This is a genomic window from Pseudomonas sp. 8(2025), from assembly GCF_052665325.1.
Window position 1 is genome coordinate 786,340 of sequence record NZ_JBQOIE010000001.1, and the last position, 20,283, is coordinate 806,622.

Annotated in this window: 16 protein-coding genes; 11 read left to right on the forward strand and 5 right to left on the reverse strand. The window is 63.6% G+C overall.

The genetic code is table 11. From position 1 onward, the window contains the following. Window positions 1-64 precede the first annotated feature (64 nt). Genes rsmA through ACUXVH_RS03725 form a run of 4 tightly spaced genes read right to left on the reverse strand, consistent with a single transcriptional unit; the run spans window position 65 to window position 5,955 of the window. Complete coding sequence (gene rsmA / locus ACUXVH_RS03710) at window positions 65-877, reverse strand: 16S rRNA (adenine(1518)-N(6)/adenine(1519)-N(6))-dimethyltransferase RsmA (protein ID WP_065365135.1); 813 nt, start codon at window positions 875-877, stop codon at window positions 65-67. Continuing rightward, window positions 874-1,863 (reverse strand): 4-hydroxythreonine-4-phosphate dehydrogenase PdxA, encoded by a 990-nt coding sequence (pdxA, locus tag ACUXVH_RS03715; RefSeq protein ID WP_065365136.1) that lies wholly within the window; start codon window positions 1,861-1,863, stop codon window positions 874-876. Before pdxA ends, rsmA begins: the two co-directional genes overlap by 4 nt. Next, window positions 1,860-3,176, reverse strand: coding sequence for a peptidylprolyl isomerase SurA (surA, locus tag ACUXVH_RS03720; protein WP_036997049.1), 1,317 nt, complete (start codon window positions 3,174-3,176; stop codon window positions 1,860-1,862). Before surA ends, pdxA begins: the two co-directional genes overlap by 4 nt. Further along, window positions 3,157-5,955: an LPS-assembly protein LptD gene (locus ACUXVH_RS03725; RefSeq protein ID WP_065365137.1), complete on the reverse strand. Its 2,799-nt coding sequence runs from the start codon at window positions 5,953-5,955 to the stop codon at window positions 3,157-3,159. The genes surA and ACUXVH_RS03725 overlap by 20 nt, the downstream gene beginning before the upstream one ends. A 130-nt stretch (window positions 5,956-6,085) precedes the next feature. On the opposite strand from ACUXVH_RS03725, the gene ACUXVH_RS03730 reads away from it, so the two are divergent. Genes ACUXVH_RS03730 through ACUXVH_RS03740 form a run of 3 tightly spaced genes read left to right on the forward strand, consistent with a single transcriptional unit; the run spans window position 6,086 to window position 8,551 of the window. Further along, the gene (locus tag ACUXVH_RS03730) at window positions 6,086-7,111 is read left to right on the forward strand and encodes an aminoglycoside phosphotransferase family protein (RefSeq protein WP_011063823.1); all 1,026 of its coding nucleotides are present in this window, start codon (window positions 6,086-6,088) and stop codon (window positions 7,109-7,111) included. Next, window positions 7,108-7,782: an N-acetylmuramate alpha-1-phosphate uridylyltransferase MurU gene (murU, locus tag ACUXVH_RS03735; protein ID WP_065365138.1), complete on the forward strand. Its 675-nt coding sequence runs from the start codon at window positions 7,108-7,110 to the stop codon at window positions 7,780-7,782. The genes ACUXVH_RS03730 and murU overlap by 4 nt, the downstream gene beginning before the upstream one ends. Window position 7,783: 1 nt before the next feature. Further along, on the forward strand, window positions 7,784-8,551 hold the full coding sequence (locus tag ACUXVH_RS03740) for a TerB family tellurite resistance protein (protein ID WP_011063821.1): 768 nt from the start codon (window positions 7,784-7,786) through the stop codon (window positions 8,549-8,551). A 45-nt stretch (window positions 8,552-8,596) separates the two neighbouring features. On the opposite strand, the gene ACUXVH_RS03745 is transcribed toward ACUXVH_RS03740, so the two are convergent. After that, a complete protein-coding gene (locus ACUXVH_RS03745; protein WP_065365139.1) occupies window positions 8,597-9,586 on the reverse strand; it encodes an alpha/beta hydrolase family protein in 990 nt (329 codons plus the stop codon). A 74-nt stretch (window positions 9,587-9,660) separates the two neighbouring features. Between ACUXVH_RS03745 and ACUXVH_RS03750 the strand changes: the two genes are divergently transcribed. The 8 genes from ACUXVH_RS03750 (at window position 9,661) to ACUXVH_RS03785 (ending at window position 20,232) form a co-directional block, all read left to right on the forward strand. Next, window positions 9,661-12,060, forward strand: a complete 2,400-nt coding sequence (locus ACUXVH_RS03750) for a PAS domain-containing sensor histidine kinase (protein WP_041774507.1) — start codon at window positions 9,661-9,663, stop codon at window positions 12,058-12,060. A 13-nt stretch (window positions 12,061-12,073) separates the two neighbouring features. Next, window positions 12,074-12,703, forward strand: coding sequence for a response regulator (locus ACUXVH_RS03755; RefSeq protein WP_011063818.1), 630 nt, complete (start codon window positions 12,074-12,076; stop codon window positions 12,701-12,703). A 262-nt stretch (window positions 12,704-12,965) separates the two neighbouring features. Further along, complete coding sequence (locus ACUXVH_RS03760; RefSeq protein WP_011063817.1) at window positions 12,966-14,090, forward strand: ABC transporter ATP-binding protein; 1,125 nt, start codon at window positions 12,966-12,968, stop codon at window positions 14,088-14,090. A gap of 42 nt (window positions 14,091-14,132) precedes the next feature. Next, entirely contained in the window at window positions 14,133-15,176 is a 1,044-nt protein-coding gene (locus ACUXVH_RS03765; RefSeq protein ID WP_011063816.1) for an ABC transporter substrate-binding protein, read from the forward strand. 148 nt (window positions 15,177-15,324) lie between these two features. After that, entirely contained in the window at window positions 15,325-16,572 is a 1,248-nt protein-coding gene (locus ACUXVH_RS03770) for an ABC transporter permease (RefSeq protein WP_011063815.1), read from the forward strand. 13 nt (window positions 16,573-16,585) lie between these two features. Next, on the forward strand, window positions 16,586-17,410 hold the full coding sequence (locus ACUXVH_RS03775; protein WP_011063814.1) for an ABC transporter permease: 825 nt from the start codon (window positions 16,586-16,588) through the stop codon (window positions 17,408-17,410). Between the two features lie 102 nt (window positions 17,411-17,512). Next, window positions 17,513-18,886: a sigma-54 interaction domain-containing protein gene (locus tag ACUXVH_RS03780; RefSeq protein ID WP_053160230.1), complete on the forward strand. Its 1,374-nt coding sequence runs from the start codon at window positions 17,513-17,515 to the stop codon at window positions 18,884-18,886. A 197-nt stretch (window positions 18,887-19,083) separates the two neighbouring features. Next, window positions 19,084-20,232, forward strand: a complete 1,149-nt coding sequence (locus tag ACUXVH_RS03785; protein WP_065365140.1) for an iron-containing alcohol dehydrogenase — start codon at window positions 19,084-19,086, stop codon at window positions 20,230-20,232. The last annotated feature ends 51 nt before the right edge of the window (window positions 20,233-20,283 follow it).

Here is a 20,283-nt window from a genome sequence, read left to right on the forward strand (position 1 = left end):
CAAGTATCGGGTAGTAGACCAGACATCCTGTCTGGCGTCCTACCCGATATCAGCCGAGGGCGTTTCAGTCGGTGGCGGGCTTGGGCTGGTTCGCCAGCTGATCGGCCAGGCGCACGAAGGCGGCCAGGTCCAGTTGCTCGGGACGCAGGCTGCCGTCGACGCCGGCGGCCTCGATCTCGGCGCTGCTGAGCAGTGCCTTGAGGGTGTTGCGCAGGGTCTTGCGGCGCTGGTTGAAGGCTTCGCGGACGATGCGCTCGAGCAGGCGATGATCCTTGGCCGGGTGGGGCAGTACGGCGTGGGGCACCAGGCGCACGATCGCCGAGTCGACTTTTGGCGGCGGATTGAAGGCGCCCGGGCCGACGTTGAACAGGTGCTCCACACGGCAGTGATACTGGACCATGATCGAAAGACGGCCCCAATCACCACCGCCAGGGCCGGCAGCCAGGCGTTCGACCACTTCCTTTTGCAGCATGAAGTGCATGTCGCGGATCAGTCCGGCGTTCTGCAGCAGGTGGAAGATCAGCGGAGTAGAGATGTTGTAGGGCAGGTTGCCGACCACCCGCAGGCTGCCTGGCGCTGCGCCCAGGGTGTTGAAGTCGAACTTCAGGGCGTCGCCCTGGTGCAGGTTGAAGTTGCTCTTGCCGGCGAACTGCTGGTTGAGGATCGGGATCAGGTCCTTGTCCAGTTCCACCACGTCCAGCTGGGCGCCGCTGCCCAGCAGGCCTTCGGTCAGGGCGCCCTGGCCCGGGCCGATTTCCAGCATGCGGTCCTCGGGCTTGGCGTGGATGGACCGCAGGATGCGGTCGATGACGCCAGCGTCATGCAGGAAGTTCTGGCCGAAGCGCTTGCGCGCCCGGTGTTGGTATTGCTCGGTCATATACGGTTCTCGGCCATCTGGTAGGCGGTTTCCAGGGCGACCTGCAGGCTGCCGGTGTCGATCTTGCCGCTGCCGGCCAGGTCCAGGGCGGTGCCGTGGTCGACGGAGGTGCGGATGATCGGCAAGCCGAGCGTCACGTTGACGGCCGCACCGAAGCCTTTGTATTTCAGCACAGGCAAGCCTTGGTCGTGGTACATCGCCAGCACTGCGTCGCAGTGCTCCAGATATTTGGGGGTAAACAGAGTGTCGGCAGGCAACGGACCGCGCAGGTCCATGCCTTCGGTGCGCAGGCGCTCTAGGGTAGGTTCGATGATGTCGATTTCTTCGCGGCCCAGGTGACCGCCTTCACCGGCGTGGGGGTTGAGCCCGCAGACCAGGATGCGTGGCCGGGCGATGCCGAACTTGTGCTGCAGGTCGGCATGCAGGATCCGCGTGACCCGCTCCAGGCGCTCGACAGTGATGGCGTCGGCGATTTCCCGCAAGGGCAGGTGGGTGGTTACCAGCGCCACGCGCAGGCCGTGGGTGGCCAGCATCATCACCACTTGCTCGGTGTGGGTCAGGTCGGCGAGGAATTCGGTATGGCCGGAAAAGGCGATCCCGGAGTCGTTGATCACGCCTTTGTGCACGGGGGCGGTGATCATGCCGGCAAAGTGCCCGTCCAGGCAGCCCTGGCCGGCGCGGGTCAGGGTTTGCAGGACAAAAGCCGCATTGGCCTGGTCCAGCTGGCCGCTGATCACTGGTTTGGCCAGGGGCGTGTCCCAGACATACAGGCTGTTCGCCGGGGCGGGCTCAGTCGGCAGTTGCTCCAGGGTTACCGGCAGCAGATCGACGGTCACGCCCAGTTGCGCGGCCCGCTCTAGGAGCAGGTCGCGGCTGGTAATGGCAATCAGGGGGTGAGGCTGGGGTTGCGAAGCGAGCAGCAGGCACAGGTCAGGACCTATACCCGCCGGTTCGCCGGGTGTCAGAGCGAAACGTCTGGGTTTCACTGTGCGGCCTGTTCAGCGCCGGGCAGCTTGATTTCGACGTAGGCCTCGTCACGGATCTGCCGCAACCAGGTCTGCAGCTCTTCGTCGTACTTGCGGTTACGCAGGACGGTCATGGCTTGCTGTTCGCGGGCCTGGCTGGTGCTGTCGGTGGCGCGACGGCCAAGGACTTCCAGTACGTGCCAGCCGTAAGGGCTCTTGAAGGGCTTGGACAGTTGACCTTGTGGGGTCTTGGCCATCACTTCGCGGAATTCCGGCACCAGGGCGTTCGGGTCGATCCAGTTGAGGTCGCCGCCGTTGAGGGCGGAGCCTGGGTCTTCCGAGTAGCTTTTCGCCAGTTCGGCGAAGTCTTCGCCGGCCTCGATGCGATCGTAGAGTTTCTGCGCCAGGCGCTTGGTCTCTTCTTCGCTGCGAATTTCGCTTGGCTTGATCAGGATGTGACGCACGTGCACTTCGTCACGCACCTGATTGCCGCCGCCACGCTTGTCCAGCAGCTTGAGGATGATGAAGCCGCCAGGGGTACGGGCCGGTTGGGTAATGTCGCCCACGGCCATGGCGCTCAGTTCGCGATCGAATGGAGGGGGCAGTTGAGCCGCTTTGCGCCAGCCCATGTCGCCGCCTTCCAGAGCGTTGTCGCTGCCGGAGCGGGCGATTGCCAGCTGGGCGAAGTCTGCACCCTGCTTGAGCTGCTGGTACACCTCCATGGCCTGGCGGGCAGCACTCTGAATGGCTTCGGAGTTGGCGCTTTCCGGGGTCGGGATCAGGATGTTGGCCAGGTGCAGTTCTTCGGAGAGCTGCATCTTGCCCAGGTCCGAGGCCAGGAAGTTCTTCACTTCCTGTTCCGATACCTGGATGCGTTCGGCCACACGGCGCTGGCGCACGCGGCTGATGATCATCTCGCGGCGAACCTGGTCACGGGCGTCCTCATAAGAGAGACCATCGTGGGCCAGGGCGGCACGGAATTGCTCGATGCTCATGCTGTTGCGCTGGGCAATGGTGCCGATCGCCTGGTTCAGTTCTTCATCGGTGATGCGGATGCCGGAGCGTTCGCCAATCTGCAGTTGCAGGTTTTCAACGATCAGGCGTTCCAGAACCTGTTGCTCCAGGACGCTGGTAGGCGGTACACCACCGCCACGCTTGGCGATGGTTTGCTGGACTTCGTGAACCCGTTGGTCCAACTGGCTCTGCATGACCACGTCGTTGTCGACGATGGCCACGACCTTGTCGATGGACTGTACTGCGGCGCTGGCCGCAGTACTCAGGAACAGCGCGCCCAGCATCAGCGGGCGCAGACAATCAGAAAGCTTGGTCTTCACGTTCACGATAACCTTGGATGCCTTTGTCGAGGAAGCTCTCTACTTTGGTGCCCATGACGCCACCGAGACCCTTCAGAACAATTTGGAGGAAGATGCCGCGGTCGCCTTTTTCGTTCTCCGGAGCGTTCTGACTGAACTCGTCATACTTGACCCAGTAACGGCTGATCAGGCGCAGTTTCCAGCAGCAGTTGTCGTATTCGAAACCACCGAAGGCCTCGAGCGTGCGGTTACGGTTGTAGTCGTACTGCCAACGGCTGATGGCGTTCCATTGCGGCACGATCGGCCAGATCACCGAGAAGTCATGCTGCTGGATCTTGTAGTAGTCCTTCACGTAGCCAGGCTGGCCTGGAGTGCCGTAGTCGCCACCCATTTTCCAGGTACCGCTGTTCTGGTCGTAGCGAATCTGGTCGTTACGATAGCGATAGCCGGCGTTGACCACCTTGTTCGGGTTGTCTTCAGGCTGATAGTGGAACATCGCACTGCCGGAACGCGGGCTGTGGCTGTCCGGATCCCAGTTGTAGTCGGCAGTCGCACGCCAGTCGCGGTTGTAGCGATATTCGTACTCAAGTGCGTAAGGCGAGACGTTCGAGGTGGCGTCCGCGCGGGTACGGTAATCGATGCCCGGGAGCTGGACGGTACGGTCCTTGAAGTACAGAGCCTGGCCGACGCTGATGCGCTGGCGTTGGAAACCGTTGTCTTCGATCCAGCGGCTGGTCACACCCAAGGACAGCTTGTTCTCGTCGCCGACACGGTCAGAGCCGGAAAAGCGGTTGTCGCGGAACAAGGAGGCGTAGTTGAACGTGGGCTCGCCAGTATCGAATACCGGGATGTCTTTCTGATCCTCTTCAGGAACGTAGAGGTAGAACGCGCGTGGTTCCAGGGTTTGACGATAGTTCTTGCCAAACCATTGGGTGTTGCGGTCGAAGTACAGGCCACCGTCGAGGCTGGCAATCGGAACGCTGCGATTTTGTGAACGGTTATAGGTTTCCCCTACAAGCAGGCTGTCCTTACCCTTTTGGTCCAGATCAAGATTGTACTGGGTGTACATGTACTTCAAGGATGGCGTCAGGTAACCGTAGCTCCAGTTCAGCGGCAGGCTGACACCAGGCTTGAGATTCAGGCGATCACCATTCGAACGGGCCAGGCCTGCAACGTTCTCGTCCAAGCGTGTATTACCGATCGGGAAACCGCTGCTGTCGAATGGGCCACCATCCTTATCAAAATAGCGGCCTTTTAGCAGATCCCGCTCAAAGCGCACCAGCTCGGTCTCATAGGTGAAGTCCAGACCTTGCGGATGGTATGGCAGCGCACCGTTGAAGGTGATCTGCGGCAGGCGGTTGTACGGAGTGATGTTGGCCACGCTGGCCAGCTCGTACGCCTGTACGTTCAGGCGTGCGGTGTAGCTGTCGCCACGGTAGGTCACGGCACCTTGCTGGTTGACGTAATCGGTGGACTTCACGCCGATCTGGTCGGTCTGCAGGTCCTGGAAGTAGTACGGATCGCTGATCTTGGTGTAGTCGACTTCGGTCATCAGGCGCGAATCAAGCCCGCCCTTGTGCTGCCAGTTGAGCATGTAGCGGGTTTTTTCGTAGTCGGTCTGCTTCTTGCGATCGGTGTCGTCGTCGTTGAGGTAGGCCGCGCCGAACTGACCTTCGCTGCTTTTGGTCAGGTAGCGGAACTCGCCTTCCATCAACAGGCCGCGCTTGGCCATGTAGCGTGGGTACAACGTGGCGTCGTAGTTGGGCGCCAGGTTGAAGTAGTACGGGGTCACCAGCATGAAGCCGGTATCGCTGCCGGTACTGAAGCTAGGCGGCAGGAAGCCGGACTGGCGACGATCGTCGATCGGGAAGTAGATATACGGGGTGTAGAGCACCGGAATATCTTTGACCCGAAGGGTCACGTTGGTCGCGGTACCGAAGCCGGTGGCCGGGTTCAAGGTGATGTTGTTGCCCTTGAGCTGCCAGGCGTTGCTGTTCGGCTCGCACGTGGTGTACGTACCATCCTTGAGGCGGATGATGGCGTTTTCCGCACGCTTGGCGTACAGCGCATTACCGCGGACGCGGGATTTGTGCAGTACGTACTCGGCGTTGTCGACCTTGGCTTCACCGGTATCCAGCTGGATGTCGGCGTGGTCGCCCACCAGCAGCGCGCCATTGTCGCGCACGCGTACGTTGCCGCTCAGTTCGCCGCGGTTCTCGGCCTGGTACAGGCTGGCCTCGTCGGCCTCGACCTGCATGCTGCCCTGGCGCATGACCACGTCACCGGCCAGGGTCGCCACCTGTTCTTCCTGCTGATAGCGGGAAGCCTTGGCGCCGATAAAGGTCGGAGCGTCACTTTTATTCGTCTTGTCATTCATGCCAGGACGAATCGGTTCGATATAGGAACCAGAGCAGTAAGGACCGGTCTCGGCCAATTGAGCGGCGGTGAGCTTCTCACGCGGTACCCAGTCGAGGTGGCTGTAGTCCGCACTGCGGGACTTCAGGCCACGGCCCTTGGCCTCGGTCACCAGCTTCGACTTGTCGCCGCTGGCTTCTTCGCCCGTAGCATCGGCTGCCGTGGCAACGCTGGAGCTGACCGAGTTGGCGTCGTGGACCGGGCGCGGCGGCAGTTGGGCGGCGCTGGTTTTCGGCGCACAGGCCCAGCCACCCGAAGCAGAGACTGAGCAGTCATACTGTTCCGCGGCGACCACGAAGGAAGTGGCTAGAGGTTGCAGGGCCAGCAAACTGCCAGTAACCAGCAACGGAAATTTTTTACGAAACGCGGGGGATTTCAATGCCATCTTATTAGTCCGGGCTTCCTGCGTGCCATCTGCCCGCGGTGTGGGCCGCACGCCTCTCGATGGTCTGAAAAAGATGCTGGATAATAAAGCATGACCCGCTTGACGGCTAGCGCCGTCGGAGACCCTTGTAATGCCTGACCAAGATGTACGCTTGCAACACCTGAAAGTTTGGCTCGATGAGCAGTTGGCGATTGTTTATGCAGCACAGGGCTGGGGTGAAGTGCCCCCGGCAACATTGACCGCAGCCAGCAGCGACGCGAGTTTCCGTCGTTATTTCCGTTGGCAGGGCGCGGGTCGCAGCTTCGTGGTGATGGACGCTCCGCCCCCCCAGGAAAACTGCAAACCCTTCGTGGATATCGCCCGTTTACTGGCGACTTGCGGCATCAACGTGCCGAAAATTTATGCAGAAGATTTGCCTCGCGGCTTCCTGTTGCTCAATGACCTGGGCAATCAGACCTACCTGGACGTGATCAACGAACATAATGCCGACGCACTGTTCGAGGATGCATTCCAGGCTTTGCTGGCCTTCCAGCAGTTGCCGATGGACGCGCCCCTGCCCAGTTACGACGTAGCCCTGCTGCGCCGTGAGCTGGAGCTGTTCCCCGAGTGGTACATCGGCCGTGAGCTGGGCATCAGCCTGAGTCCGCAGCAGCGCGAGCAATGGCAGCGTGCCAGCGACCTGCTGATCGACAGCGCCCTGGCGCAACCCAAGGTGCTGGTGCACCGCGACTATATGCCACGCAACCTGATGCACAGCGAGCCGAACCCCGGCGTGCTGGACTTCCAGGATGCGGTCTACGGCCCGGTGACCTATGACGTGACCTGTCTGTTCAAGGATGCCTTCCTCAGCTGGCCGGAGTCCCGGGTACAAGGCTGGCTGAGCCAGTACTGGCACCAGGCGCGGGCGCGGGGTATCCCGGTGCAGGACGACTTTGACGAGTTTCTGCGGGCCAGCGACCTGATGGGCGTGCAGCGTCACCTCAAGGTGATCGGTATCTTCTCGCGGATTTGCCACCGCGATGGCAAACCACGCTACCTGGCCGACGTGCCGCGCTTCTTTGCTTATATAGAGGCGGTGACGTCCCGACGCCCCGAGCTTGCAGAGCTGTCGCAACTGCTGCTCAGCCTGCGCCAGCCGGCGGGAGCCCATGCATGAAGGCGATGATCCTGGCAGCCGGCAAGGGCGAGCGCATGCGCCCCCTGACCCTGACCACTCCCAAACCCTTGCTGCCTGTAGCGGGCATGCCGCTGATCGAGTACCACCTGCGGGCCCTGGCGGCGGCAGGTTTTCGCGACATCGTCATCAACCATGCCTGGCTCGGCCAGCAGATCGAGGATGCCCTCGGCGATGGCCAGCGCTGGGGCCTGAACATTCAGTATTCGGCCGAAGGCCAGCCGCTGGAAACCGGCGGCGGGATTTTCCAGGCATTGCCCTTGTTGGGGGACGCGCCGTTCCTGGTGGTCAATGGCGATATCTGGACCGACTACGATTTTGCCGCCCTGCGCCGGCCCCTGGCCGGGCTGGCTCATTTGGTGATGGTGGACAACCCGCCGCACCACCCCAGTGGTGGCGACTTCTGCCTGGTAAACGGCCAGTTGCACGACCGCCAGCCAGGCGCAGCGGCGCTCACGTTCAGCGGCATATCGGTGCTGCATCCGCGGTTATTCCAGGGTTGTGTTGCCGGTCCGTTCAAGCTGGCGCCGCTATTGCGCGAAGCCATGGCCCAAGGCCAGGTCAGTGGCGAACATATGCAGGGGCACTGGGTCGATGTCGGCACCGTCGAGCGTCTGGCCCAAGTTGAACACTTGCTGCAAGCGAGTCGCTGATATGTGGTGGCCAGGGACTCTGATCGGAGCCGGAGCTGGATTTGCAATCGCCAGTATTCCGGGGGCCATGCTCGGTGCGTTGCTGGGGCAGGCGCTGGACCGGCGTCTGCAACTGCACAGCTGGGCGCAGGTGCGTGAACGCCTGGGCGGCCGCCCGGCGTTGCGCAATGATGAATTGCTGTTCGTGCTGCTGGGGCGGCTGGCCAAGAGTGATGGCCGGGTGATGGACGGGCATATCCAGCAGGCGCGCCAGGAAATGCGCTCGCTGGAGATGAACGATGCGGCCCAGCGCCGGGCGATTGCCGCGTTCAATCGCGGCAAGTCGGGCAATGACCGTCTGCGCGGCTATCTGCGTCGCCTCGCGGCCCAGCCCCATGCCGCCGAAGGCGTGCTGCGGGCCTGTTGGCGCATGGTCTGGGCCGACGGCCGGGTCGGGCCGGCGGAGCGCGAACTGATCCAGCTCTGGGGCAAATGGCTGGGCTGGACCCGTGAGCAGGTGCAGGCGCTGGCGCAGGACTACGGTCCGGCGAGGAAGTCACTGGCCGAAGGCGCCCTGACTTATCAAGAGGCGCTGCGCCTGTTGGGGGTTGCAGCTACCAGCGAGCCGGCGCAGATCAAGCGGGCCTATCGGCGCCTGCTCAGCCGCCATCACCCGGACAAGATCGCCGGCAACGGCGCCAGCGAGGCACAGGTGCGTGAGGCTACGGAAAAGACCCGGGAGCTGCACAGCGCCTATGCCCTGATACGCCAGCGCCGGGAATTCCGCTGAGGGTGCAGGCCGCGATTGCCGCTGCGGCAGTCGCGGCCTGTGAGCTCAGCTATCGGTGTTCTGAGGGTTCAACCAACCGCGTACCCGGCGAAACAGCTGCTCTTGCTGGGCGGTGTTGTTGCCGGGCAGGGCCTTGAGGGGAATCTGGCTGAAGTTCGAGTGCTTCAGGCGCTTGCTCGCTTGCAGTCGCTCCAGGGCGGCTTTTTGCGCCAGAGGCTTGTCGACATAGAAGAAGTCGGCAGTGGCCAGCTTCAACGTAGGCGTGATCTCCACCAGTTGCGGTTTGCCATTGGCCGGGGACTGGGCTGCTACCATCACCAGCTTCTGTACCTGGGCCGGCTGTTTCTCGCTGAGGTAGCGTGCGGCCCAGTAGGCACCCGTACCATGACCCAGGAGCACGATACTGCGGGCATTCTGCTGTTCGGCAAAGGCCAGGGCAGCATCGACACGGGTGAAGATGCGCTCGGCATCCGCCTTGACCTGCTCTTCCGTGCTTTCTGCTACTACCCGGTCGGCCACGTCGGCTTCGCCGCCAGCGACCTGCTCGATCGGCTTGGCCTCGGTGCTGGCATCCTTGGCGGTGTTGGCCTTGTCCGTAGGGGCCGGTGCGGCTTCGACCACCCGTGGTTGCGCGGCCTCGCTGAGCATGTCGGGCAGGGTCAGGCTCAGGCTGGCCCACTCGGTGTCCGGCAATTTGTTGCGCAAAGGTGCAATGGCTTGCGGCCAGTCAGCGGTTTCACCCGCTCCCGGGAGGATAATCACCACGCCCTTGGGGTCGCTGGTGTTGGCCGGCTTCCACAGGGCCAGGAAGGTATCGCCGCCGGCTTGCAACTGCTGCTGTTCCAGGGCGGGCAACTGGCGCTCCAGGGCGGCGGCGTCTTCCTGGCTACGCTCAGGCAGGGGTTGGCGTTGCGCCGGTTGTTCCTCGGGAGTCTTGGTTTCTGGAGCCGGGTCGGCAGCTTGCACAGAAAAGGTCCAGGGCAGGATCAGCGACAGGCACAATGCGGGCAGTGCCGAGCGGTGGACAAGGGGCATCGGATATTCCAGGCCAGAAGTAATTCCGGCAGCCTAATGGGTTGGTCAGTATTTGTCAGGGTGTGAGACTTCAGATGATGCGTTTTCGCTGCCTTCTGCTTATCGGCTGTCTGTGCCTTCCCTTGATAGGCCGTGCGGCCCCGGCGCCCCAGGTGCCGACTGCGCCCTTGAGCCTGGAACAGCGCCAGTGGCTGGCGCAGCACCCCGAGTTGCGGGTTGGGCTGGTGCTGCAGGCGCCGTTCGCCCAGTACGACCGGCGCCTGCAACGGCTGTCCGGGGCCAATGTCGAGTTGATGCAAGCCCTGGCCAAGGCGCTGAACATCGAGCTCAGCTGGCGCAACTTCCCTGACCAGGCACAGCTGGAGCGGGCCCTGCGCGACGGCGAGGTGGACATGGCCCCGGGCCTGACCCAGACCCCGGCCGGTCTGCGCCTGTGGTTGTTCAGCGACCCCTATATGCGCGTGCCGCAGCTGGTGGTCGGGGAGCGCAAGGGCGCAGGTGCGGTGGAGCTGGAAAAACTCGACAGCCAGGCCCGGGTCGCCGTGCGCATGCCCAGTGCGGTGGCCGATTACCTGCGCCTGACTTACCCCAACCTCAACCTGCAAGGGGTGCCGCTGGAGCGCCAGGCCCTGCAGTTGCTGCTGAGCCAGCAGGCCCGCTACGCGGTGGTGGACGAGGCTCAGCTCAGTCGCCTTTCGGGGGAGGCGGAGTTCGCCGGGCTGGCCGTGGTGGGGGATATCGGCCTGCCGCAATTGCTGCGGGTAGCCACCCGCCGCGATTGGCCGGAACTGGCGAGCATTGTCGAAGCGGCCTTGCATGCGATCCCGGCCAAGGAGCTGGAGCAGCTCCATGGCCGCTGGCTGCAGCCCAAGTACCCGCGGCTTGGCGAGTCCCCCGGAGTCTGGCAGAACCTCAGCCTGCTGTTGGTGATCCTGCTGCTGGCGAGTCTGGCGATCGTCTTCTGGCAGCGCCGCCAGCAGCGCAGCCTGGAGCAGCGCCTGCTGGCGGCGCGGGAGGACATCGCCTTGCGTGCCGCCAGCGAGGAAGCCCTGCGCCTGACCCAGTTCTCCATCGATCAGAGCACCGTGGGCATTCTCTGGGTCAATTGGGACAGCCATGTGCGCTACGCCAACCGGGCAGCCGAAGAGATGCTCGGTTACCCGGCGGGCGGGGTGATCGACCGGCCGCTGATCGATTTCGAGCCCAACCTGCATATGGATCGCTGGCTCAACCTGTGGAAGCGGGCCCGGGCCAGCGAGGAGGGCGTGCAAAGTTTCGAGACCCAGTGTGTGCGCGCCGATGGCAGCATCCTGCCGGCGGACGTGTCCCTGAGCTTCCTGCGCTTTCGCGACAGCGAATACCTGGTGGTTTACCTCAATGACGTGACCGAGCGCCGTCGCGCGCTGGCGGCCCTGCGCGAAAGCGAGGCGCGTCTGCAGGGGATTGCAGCCAACGTGCCGGGCCTGGTGTTCCGCCTGGAGCGGGCGCCGGTCACCGGGCAGATCGACTTTGCCTATATCAGCGAAGGCAGCGAGACCCTGGTGGGCTACTCGCCAGCAGTGCTGGCCCACCGGGACAAGGGCCTGCGCAGCCTGGTGCACCCGGACGACAAGGCCAGCTATCACCAGACCCAGGACCAGGCCCTGGACACCGACAGCGACTGGTCCTGGCAGGGTCGCATCCTCACTCGCCAGGGCCAGCAGCGCTGGGCCGAGATCAAGGCCATCACCCGGCGCCTGGATGACGGCGCGTTTGTCTGGGACGGCATTGTCTGGGACATCAGCGAAAGCAAGCGCATCGAGCTGGAACTGGCCAGCTCCCGTGAACAGTTGCGGGAGCTGTCGGCACACCTGGAAAGCGTGCGCGAAGAGGAAAAGGCCCGCATTGCCCGGGAAGTCCATGACGAACTGGGGCAGATGCTGACTGTGCTCAAGCTGGAAACGTCCATGTGTGAGCTGGCCTATGCCCAGCTCGACCCGGGCCTGCATGAACGCCTCAACAGCATGAAGCGCCTGATCGCCCAGCTGTTCCAGCTGGTGCGGGATGTGGCTACCGCACTGCGGCCGCCAATCCTCGATGCGGGCATCGCCTCGGCCATCGAATGGCAGGCCCGCCGGTTCGAGGCCCGCACCCAGATCCCCTGCCTGGTCCAGGTGCCGGACAACCTGCCGCGCTTGAGCGACGCCAAGGCCGTCGGCCTGTTCCGTATCCTCCAGGAGGCCCTGACCAATGTCATGCGCCATGCCCAGGCGCATACTGTGGAACTCACCCTGACCCTGGAAGCACACGAGCTGTGCATGAGCATCAGCGATGACGGCCTGGGCTTCGACACCGCTTCGGCGCGCCCGACGTCCTTTGGCCTGGTAGGCATGCGCGAGCGGGTGCTGATCATGGGCGGGAGCCTGTCGCTGCACAGTGAGCGGGGCGAAGGCACCACCCTGAGTGTCCGGGTGCCCCTGGACCAAGAACAATAACGAGGAGACGCGCGTGATCCGTGTACTGGTAGCCGAAGACCACACCATCGTTCGCGAAGGCATCAAGCAACTGATTGGCCTGGCCAAGGACCTGGTCGTGGTGGGCGAGGCGAGCAACGGCGAGCAGTTGCTGGAGACCCTGCGTCAGGTGCCCTGCGAAGTGGTGCTGCTGGATATCTCCATGCCCGGGGTGAACGGCCTGGAGGCCATTCCGCGGATCCGTGCCCTGAGCAACCCGCCGGCGATCCTGGTGCTGTCGATGCACGACGAGGCGCAGATGGCCGCCCGGGCGCTGAAGATCGGCGCTGCCGGCTACGCCACCAAGGACAGTGATCCGTCGCTGCTGCTGACGGCCATTCGCAAGGTGGCATCCGGCGGCCGCTATATCGACCCGGACCTGGCTGACCGCATGGTCTTCGAGGTCGGCCTGACCGATACCCGGCCCTTGCATTCGCTGCTTTCCGAGCGTGAATTCTCGGTTTTCGAGCGCCTGGCCCAGGGCGCCAATGTCAACGACATTGCCCAGCAACTGGCCCTGAGCAGCAAGACCATCAGTACCCACAAGGCGCGGCTGATGCAGAAACTCAACATCACCTCCCTGGCCGAACTGGTGAAATACGCCATGGAGCACAAGCTGCTCTGACACCCTCTGCGGTGCTCTCCCGCCCCTTGGGGGAGGGCACTTATCCATTTGCGACATTCCGCGCTTTCAGGCTTTCGCCGTTTCTTGCCGCTTGCAGCCTGCCGTTTGCCTCCGCCCTTATCCAATCGCGCCATTCTTGTAGGGCAATCCCTACACGCAACCTTCCAGAGGGCTGAGGCGAATCTCTCCTGGCCCCCGATTTGCGCGCTCTGCAGGCTCCTCTAGGCTTGTTCCACAGCCGTCTAAAACAAAAGGTGCGGGTATGAGCGAGGTCGTTTCAAGTGCTGGGGCCAACGATGTTCTGGTCAGCTTTCGTGGTGTGCAGAAGAGCTACGACGGCGAGAACCTGATCGTCAAAGACCTCAACCTGGAAATTCGCAAAGGCGAGTTCCTCACCCTGCTGGGGCCGTCCGGTTCCGGCAAGACCACCAGCCTGATGATGCTGGCCGGTTTCGAAACCCCGACCGCCGGCGAGATCCAGCTGGCCGGGCGCTCGATCAACAATGTGCCGCCGCACAAGCGCGACATCGGCATGGTGTTCCAGAACTACGCGCTGTTCCCCCACATGACCGTGGCCGAGAACCTGGCCTTTCCGCTGTCGGTGCGCGGCCTCGGCAAGACCGACATCAGCGAGCGGGTCAAGCGGGTGCTGAGCATGGTCCAGCTCGACGCTTTCGCCCAGCGCTACCCGGCCCAGCTGTCCGGCGGCCAGCAGCAGCGGGTGGCCCTGGCCCGGGCCCTGGTGTTCGAGCCACAGCTGGTGCTGATGGACGAACCCCTTGGTGCCCTCGACAAGCAACTGCGCGAACACATGCAGATGGAGATCAAGCACCTGCACCAGCGCCTGGGCGTGACCGTGGTCTATGTGACCCACGACCAGGGCGAAGCCCTGACCATGTCCGACCGGGTGGCGGTGTTCCACCAGGGCGAGATCCAGCAGATCGCGCCGCCGCGCACTCTCTACGAAGAGCCGAAGAACACCTTCGTCGCCAACTTCATCGGCGAGAACAACCGCCTCAACGGCCGCCTGCACAGCCACAACGGCGAGCGTTGCGTGGTGGAGCTGGGGCGTGGCGAGAAGGTCGAGGCGCTGGCGGTGAATGTCGGCCAGGTCGGCGGCCCGGTGACCCTGTCCATCCGCCCGGAGCGGGTGAGCCTCAACGGTTCCAGCGAAAGCTGCGTCAACCGCTTCTCCGGCCGGGTGGCGGAATTCATCTATCTGGGCGACCACGTCCGGGTGCGCCTGGAAGTCTGCGGCAAGAGCGACTTCTTCGTGAAACAGCCGATTGCCGAGCTCGATCCTGCGCTGGCAGTAGGTGACGTGGTGCCGCTTGGCTGGCAAGTCGAGCACGTTCGCGCGCTCGACCCGCTTCTAGAGGCGAATTGATCGCCCCCTGCAACACCAACCTGCACGTGGAGAACACAATAAATGTTGAGATCCCTGAAATTCACCGCCCTGGCACTGGGCATGATGGGTGCGGCGCACGCCATGGCGGCGGGCCCGGACCTGACCGTGGTGTCCTTTGGCGGGGCGAACAAGGCGGCCCAGGTCAAGGCCTTCTATGCCCCTTGGGAAGCGGCGGGCAAGGGCAAGATCATCGCCGGCGAATACAACGGCGAAATGGCCAAGATCAAGGCCATGGTCGACACCAAGAGTGTGTCCTGGGACCTGGTAGAAGTGGAGTCCCCGGAACTGTCCCGCGGTTGCGACGAGGACATGTTCGAGCAACTGGACCCGGCGCTGTTCGGTAACAGCGAAGACTACGTCAAGGGCGCGATCCAGCCGTGCGGCGTGGGCTTTTTCGTCTGGTCCACGGTACTGGCCTACAACGCCGACAAGCTGAAAACCGCTCCGAGCAGTTGGGCTGATTTTTGGGACGTCAAACAGTTCCCGGGCAAGCGCGGCCTGCGCAAGGGCGCCAAGTACACCCTGGAGTTCGCCCTGATGGCCGACGGCGTCGCGCCCAAGGACGTGTACAAGGTCCTGGCCGGCAAGGATGGCCAGGACCGTGCCTTCAAGAAACTCGATGAACTCAAGCCCTACATTCAGTGGTGGGAAGCCGGCGCCCAGCCGCCGCAGTACCTGGCTTCCGGCGACGTGGTCATGAGCTCGGCCTACAACGGCCGGATCGCCGCGGTGCAGAAGGAAAGCAACCTGAAAGTGGTGTGGAACGGCGGCATCTACGACTTCGACGCCTGGGCCATTCCCAAAGGCCTGGACAAGGCTCGCGCCGAAGCGGCGAAGAAGTTCATCGCCTACTCGGTGCAACCGCAGCAGCAGAAGACCTATTCGGAGAATATCGCCTACGGCCCGGCCAACACTCAGGCCGTGCCGCTGCTGGCCAAGGACATCCTCAAGGACATGCCGACCACTCCGGAAAACATCGCCAACCAGGTGCAGATCGACGTCAGCTTCTGGGCTGACAACGGTGAGCAACTGGAACAGCGCTTCAACGCCTGGGCAGCCAAGTAACCACCCCCTGCCGTTGTAGGAGCGAGCTTGCTCGCGAAGGCGTCATCAGCATCAACCTTGATGTTGAAGCACAGCCTTCGATGCGCGGCCAAGCCCGCTCCTGCCGCCTGGTGGTTTGTATTCGAAAGATCGATTCGCGGAGTTTGTCATGACCATCACCGTTCCCCTGAACGCGGTCACCGGCCCGACCCTCAAGCAGCGGCTGGCCCGTGCCGAGCGGGTCAACCGCTGGAAGGCCCAGGCGCTGATCGCGCCCCTAGTGCTGTTTCTGCTGCTGGTGTTCCTGGTACCGATCGTGGCGCTGCTGTACAAGAGCGTCGGCAACCCGGAAGTGGTCGGCGGCATGCCGCGTACTGTGGCGGCCGTGAGTGCCTGGGACGGTCGTGGCCTGCCCGCTGAAGGGGCCTACAAGGCGTTGAGCGAAGACCTGGCGGACGCCCGCAAGAATCAGACCCTGGGCGACCTGTCCAAGCGCCTGAACATGGAGTTGGCCGGCTACCGCAGCCTGCTGACCAAGACCGCTCGCGCCCTGCCGTTCAAGGCCGAGCCCGAATCCTATAAAGAAGCCATGGAAAGCCTGGATGAGCGCTGGGGCGACCCGGCCTACTGGCAGGCGATCCGCCGCAACACCAGCAGCCTGACCCCGTACTACCTGCTGGCGGCGGTGGACCATCGCATCGACGACCTGGGCGAACTGGCGCCGGCCACCCCGGACCAGTCCATCTACCTGGACATCTTCGCCCGCACCTTCTGGATGGGCCTGGTGATCACCGCCATCTGCCTGGCCCTGGCCTATCCCCTGGCGTACCTGCTGGCCAACCTGCCGGCGCGCAAGAGCAACCTCCTGATGATCCTGGTGCTGCTGCCGTTCTGGACCTCGATCCTGGTGCGAGTGGCGGCGTGGATCGTGCTGCTGCAATCGGGTGGCCTGATCAACAGCGCGCTGCTGGCCATGGGGGTGATCGACAAGCCCCTGGAACTGGTGTTCAACCGTACCGGGGTCTACATCTCCATGGTGCACATCCTGTTGCCGTTCATGATCCTGCCGATCTACAGCGTGATGAAAGGCATCTCGCCGACCTACATGCGTGCGGCGATCTCCCTGGGCTGCCATCCGTTCGCCAGCTTCTGGCGGGTGTATTTCCCGCAGACCTACGCCGGGGTCGGCGCCGGTTGCCTGCTGGTGTTCATCCTGGCGATTGGTTACTACATCACCCCGGCATTGCTGGGCAGCCCGAACGACCAGATGGTCAGCTACTTCGTCGCCTTCTATACCAACACCAGCATCAACTGGGGCATGGCCACGGCCCTGGGCGGCCTGCTGTTGCTGGCGACCATCGTGCTCTATCTGATTTACAGCTGGCTGGTGGGCGCAAGCCGCCTGCGCCTGAGCTAAGGAGAGAATCGAAATGCTGAGCCCCTACATGTCGCCCGTCGAACGGGTCTGGTTCTACAGCTTGCGGATTCTCTGCGGCTTGATCCTGTTGTTCCTGGTGTTGCCGGTGCTGGTGATCATCCCGCTGTCGTTCAACTCCGGCAGTTTCCTGGTGTACCCGCTGCAGGGCTTTTCGCTGCACTGGTACCAGGACTTCTTCGCCTCTGCCGAGTGGATGCGCGCGCTGAAGAACAGCGTCATCGTGGCGCCGGCCGCAACCTTGCTGGCCATGGTCTTCGGCACCCTGGCGGCCATCGGCCTGACCCGCGGTGATTTCCCCGGCAAGGCGCTGGTGATGGCCCTGGTGATTTCGCCGATGGTGGTACCGGTAGTGATCATCGGTGTGGCCAGCTACCTGTTCTTCGCCCCGCTGGGCATGGGCAACAGTTTCTTTTCGCTGATCATCGTGCACGCGGTGCTTGGGGTGCCTTTCGTGATCATCACCGTGTCGGCAACCCTGCAGGGCTTCAACCACAACCTGGTGCGGGCCGCGGCCAGTTTGGGCGCCTCGCCGCTGACCACATTCCGCCGGGTGACCTTGCCGTTGATCGCCCCCGGGGTCATCAGTGGCGCGCTGTTCGCCTTCGCCACCTCGTTCGATGAGGTGGTGGTGACCCTGTTCCTCGCCGGCCCGGAGCAGGCCACCCTGCCGCGGCAGATGTTCAGCGGCATCCGCGAGAACCTCAGCCCGACCATCGCCGCTGCGGCCACGTTGCTGATCGCCTTCTCGGTGATCCTGCTGCTGACCCTGGAATGGCTGCGTGGGCGCAGCGAGAAACTGCGCACGGCTCAGGCCTGAGCCCCTCGGGCGGCCTTGTACTAAGGTCTGGGCCGCCCCGTCCCCTCTGCTTGTCGTTCACCCGTAAACTGCGCGCTTCCCATGCTTACTGTGGAGTCGCGGGTGAACTTCAACGATGCCAGTTTCGAAGAGCTGCTCAATGCGCTGCATGACGGCGTCTACATCACCGATGGCCAGGGCCAGACCCTCAAGGTCAACCAGGCCTACGAGCGCCTCACCGGCCTGAACGGCGCCGAGCTGCTGGGGCGGCCGATGCAGGAGCTGGTGAAGAGCGGGGTGATTTCCCAGTCCGCTTCACTACGGGTACTGCAGGACGGTCGGCCGGTGTCGGTGATGCAGAGCCTCAGCCACGGCAAGAAGTTGCTGGTCAGTGCCACGCCGATCCTCGCCGCCGACCAGAGCATTCGCTATGTGGTCAGCACCGTGCGCGACATGACCGAGCTGCTGCGCATCAAGCGCGAGCGCGACGAGTTGCAGCAGCTCAAGCAGCTGCGCACCAGCACTGCGCGGCTGCATGCGGGCCAGCGTGACGACCTGTTGCAATCACCGCTGATGGCCGACCAGGAGGTTTCCGGGCGGGTCTTTGCCCAGGCCCGGCAAGTGGCCGACTGCGACGTGAAGGTGCTGTTGCAGGGGGAGACGGGTGTGGGTAAAACCCTAGTGGCGCAATTTATCCACAACGCCAGTGCTCGTGCCCGCGAACCGTTCCTGGCCCTCAACTGCGGGGCGCTGCCGGAGAACCTGATCGAGGCCGAGCTGTTTGGCTATGCCCCGGGTGCCTTCACCGGTGCCGGCAGCAAGGGCAAGCGCGGGCTGCTGGAACTGGCACACAACGGTACGCTGTTTCTCGACGAGATCGGCGATCTGCCCCTGGCGGTGCAGGTCAAGCTGCTCAAGGTCATCGAAGAGAACCGCTTCATTCCGGTGGGCGGCCTGGAGCTCAAGGAGGTGGATGTGCGCATCATCAGCGCCACCCATCACGACCTCAAGCAGCGGGTGGCCGAGGGCAAGTTCCGCGCCGACCTGTATTACCGCCTGAATGTGGTGCCCATCGCGATCCCGGCCCTGCGCGAGCGCAGCGAGGAAATCGGCCCCTTGCTGGAGTACTACCTGGAGCACTTCAACCAGCGCTATCAGCGTGAGGTGCAGTGGAGCCTGGAGGCCCTGGAACTGCTGGGCGAGTATGCCTGGCCGGGGAACATCCGCGAGCTGATCAACGTGGTGGAGCGCCTGGTGGTGACCTGCTCCGGCCAGGTGATAGAGGCCCTGGACCTGCCGGAGGACCTGATCGAGCAACAGGCCCGCAACACCGATGACAGCCGCCTGCCGCTGCGCAAGGTGCTGGAGAACGCCGAGCGCCAGGCGATTCGCGCGGCCCTGCAACTGCACAAGACCACCCGCCTGGCCGCCAAGGCGCTGGGGGTGAGCCAGGCCACGGTGGTGCAGAAGATGAAGCGCTGGGAACACTCTGATTAGGATTCTGATCAGAGCTGCCTGCAGCGATCAGCAATTCAATCGCGACGGCCCGGTCATTCCCCTGGATTTCCTTCCAGAGCCTTGTAGATCAAGGCTTTGCGTATCTTGGCACAGCTTTCGCTCTACAGCCTGCGAGCCCATTCGAGAGTGGCCGCCTGACGGCGCTCTTGCCACAACAATTAAACAAGGCCGAGCTGATGAGTATCTCTGCGTTCAAGATTGCCAACAAACTGATTACCGGCCAGGGCGCCATCGAACAGCTGGACGCCGAACTGGCGCGCCTGCAGATCAGCAACCCGCTGATCGTCACCGATGCGATCCTGGTCAAGTCCGGCACCGTCGATCTGGCCCTGGCCCACCTGGGCGGGCGCGCCTACCGGATCTTCGACGAGGTCCAGCCGGAGCCGGAAATCGCCATAGTCCAGGCCTGCACCCAGGCTTACCGGGCCGGTGGCCACGATGGCCTGATCGGCCTGGGCGGCGGCAGCGCCATTGATATCGCCAAGGCGGTGGCCGCGTTCGCCGGCCATGAAGGCGCGCTGGAAGAGCTGTTCGGGGTGGATCAGGTGCAGCGCAAGGGGCCGCCGCTGATTGCCATTCCTACCACTGCGGGCACCGGTTCGGAGGTGACCAACGTGGCGATCCTCTCGGACAAGGTGGCCCAGTTGAAAAAGGGCATCGTCAGCGATTACCTGCTGCCGGACGTAGCGCTGGTGAGCCCGGTGATGACCCTGACCTGCCCGCGCAGCGTTACCGCCGCCAGTGGCGCCGACGCGCTGGTGCATGCGGTGGAGTCCTACCTGTCGCTCAACGGTTCGCCGATCACCGACTCCCTGGCCCTGGGCGCGATCCGCCTGATCGTCAGGGCGCTGCCCAAGGCCTACGCCAACCCGGCCAACCTGCAGGCCCGGGAAGACATGGCCACCGCCAGCCTGATGGCCGGCATGGCCTTCGGCAATGCCGGAGTCGGTGCAGTGCATGCCCTGGCCTATCCCCTGGGCGGGCGCTTCAATATCGCCCACGGGGTGAGCAACGCGCTGCTACTGCCCTACGTCATGGCCTGGAACAAGATGGCCTGTGTCGAGCGCTTTCGCGATATCGCCCAGGCCATGGACCTGCCGATCGCCGGGCTCAGTGATGGCCAGGCCGCAGAGCAGGCGGTCCAGGCCATGGCTGCGCTGTGCGCTGCGGTGGACATCCCCACGGGCATGCGCAGCTTCGGTGTGCCCGAGGACGCGATCCCGGCCATGGCCGTGGAAGCGGCGGGTATCCAGCGGCTGATGCGCAACAACCCGCGCCAACTGAGCCCCGGCGATATCGAGCAGATCTACCGGGCTGCCTATTGATCGATCCTTGCCCGTGCCAACTGGCGCGGGCCGCTTTACACCGCCACCAAT